Here is a 1,981-nt window from a genome sequence, read left to right as displayed (position 1 = left end):
GACCGGCGGACAGGGGCCGCCGTATCCGGCCATGCCGAAATCCGTCCGCGTGGCGATCGCCGTTCCCGGCCGCGCCCCTTCGGCCAGACCGGTCGCATCGGCGGGAATGTTAACCAGCACCCAGTGCCACCAGCCGCTTCCGGTCGGCGCATCGGGATCGAACATGGTCACGGCAAAGCTCTTCGTCGCCTCCGGCGCGTCCCTCCAGTCGAGGGCGGGCGAGACGTTCTGGCCAAGGCATCCCAGTCCGCGCAATGCATGACGGTCAGGAATCCTGCCGCCGTCATCAAAGGATGGACTGGTCAGCTCCATCGCGAGCGCTGATGTAGGCAGCAGGGCAGCGGCGGCGAGAAGCGTCAGCGCCCGGCAGGCAGGGTTGGCGGCAAGCGCATGTTCCTTGTTTCGTCGCAGCTTCATTCTTCCCCCTCCCAATAGCCGATTGCGGCATTTTTCCTCACGGTCAGTTCCAGGCGTCGGGCGGATTTCTCCCCACCCGGGGCGGAGCCAGCAAAAACCGCCACCTTGCCGCTATCGGGATATTCCAGGACGTCGGGCTCATTCATCGAACTGATCGCCAAATAGCAAAGCGGTTCGGAGCCTCCCGCCCGCAATTGATGCGCCGTTTCAACGCTGCCGGCGGGGCAAACGACGACATCACCAGCGCTCACCCCATGTTCTTCCTCGCCATATCGCAGCACACCGACCCCCGCCAGAATGACAAAGAGCTCGTCATTTGCGTGGTGGCAATGAAAGGGCCAGGCCTTCTTGCCCGGAGAAATCTCGACACAGCGAGCGCCGAGATGTTTCGCGCCGAGCGGGCCCGCCACAGCCGCCAGCCGGGCTTCATAGGCTTCGCCATGGGATTGTGTCTGGAGCGCCAGCGCCCGAAGGGTTACGAGTGGAAGCATTGTCATTGCCTGACTGGTTTCGATCTGTCAGCGAAAAGGCCAGTAAACGAAGGCGAACACAAATGAGCGCTTCTCATGCCATCTGGAGGGATGCTCATTCGACATGCCTCATCATCGCCGGGCTGTGGCAGCGCGTTGTCGATCCCTCCTCACCGAGGCATGCCTGGCTTGCGTTTCAGGCTGGGGAACCGGGCAGGCTTCGCGCGAAGATTTCCACTGCGCGGGCGATCTGAGCCTCGTCCAGCGCCGCATAACCGAGCCGAAAGGCTTGCGGCGCTGGGCGCTCCAGCGCGAAGCGGGTTCCGGGCAGAAGCGCAAGCCCGGCCGCACCGGCGCGCTCCATCCAGATTTCAGCTGAAACGTCCACGCACCGCAGCCAAAGGGCCAGCCCGCCGGCGGGGCTGTCGAAGACGACCCGCCCGCCAAGATGCGCCGACAGCGCCGTTGCCAGTACATCGCGGCGGGCGCGATAAATGCGGCGCGCCTTGCGCGCGTGACGACCGAGATCGCCGTCGCGGATCAGATCCGCCAGCGCGGCCTCGAGCGGCGCATCGCCCTGCCGGTCGATCGCCGCGCGCGCGGCCGCCATGCGGCAAAGCAGAGGCTCCGGGGCCACCGCATAGCCGAGACGAATGCCGGGCGAGAGCAGTTTGGAGAGCGACCCCACATAGATCAGCGGCAGGCCTGCCGGAGCGCGGGCCGCAAGCGGCAGGACCGGACGCCCCTCGAACCGGTACTCGTGGTCGTAATCGTCCTCGATCAGCGTGATACCATGGCGCTCGACCAGATCCAGTAACTGTAGCCGCCGCGCCGCGCCCATGGTCGCCGTGGTCGGATACTGATGATGCGGCGTGACATAGACGGCAGCGATGCGCGGATCGTTTTCAATCGCCGCCTCGAGGGCCGCCACGGACAGCCCGCCCGCATCGACAGGAATGCCGCGCACGAAAGCGCCCGCAGCCCTGAAGGCCTCCCAGGCCAACGGATAGCCGGGGTCTTCCACGGCAATCGCCTGACCGGGCTTCACCACCGCCTTTGCCGCCAGGAAAAGCGCCATCTGGCTGCCGCGCGTG

At 65.8% G+C, this 1,981-nt stretch carries 3 protein-coding genes; all 3 read right to left on the bottom strand.

The genetic code is table 11. The features are described 5' to 3' along the window. On the bottom strand, positions 1–417 hold a 417-nt coding region (locus B4E36_RS12020; protein WP_345900392.1), incomplete at its 3' end, for a YbhB/YbcL family Raf kinase inhibitor-like protein. Continuing rightward, positions 414–908: a cupin domain-containing protein gene (locus B4E36_RS12015; protein ID WP_345900391.1), complete on the bottom strand. Its 495-nt coding sequence runs from the start codon at positions 906–908 to the stop codon at positions 414–416. The genes B4E36_RS12015 and B4E36_RS12020, both read right to left, overlap by 4 nt. Positions 909–1,083: 175 nt before the next feature. Then, on the bottom strand, positions 1,084–1,981 hold an 898-nt coding region (locus tag B4E36_RS12010; RefSeq protein ID WP_345900390.1), incomplete at its 5' end, for a PLP-dependent aminotransferase family protein.

The organism is Martelella sp. UBA3392, assembly GCF_002358775.1.
In the GTDB taxonomy this organism is placed as follows: domain Bacteria; phylum Pseudomonadota; class Alphaproteobacteria; order Rhizobiales; family Rhizobiaceae; genus Martelella; species Martelella mediterranea.
Note: the sequence above shows the minus strand (reverse complement) of the source record. Positions and strands in the feature narration are given on the sequence as shown.

What these genes read in the sequence shown, in the direction of transcription:
- B4E36_RS12015 (WP_345900391.1), bottom strand. Translation starts at nt 908, where the DNA reads ATGCTTCCACTCGTAACCCTTCGGGCGCTGGCGCTCCAGACACAATCC.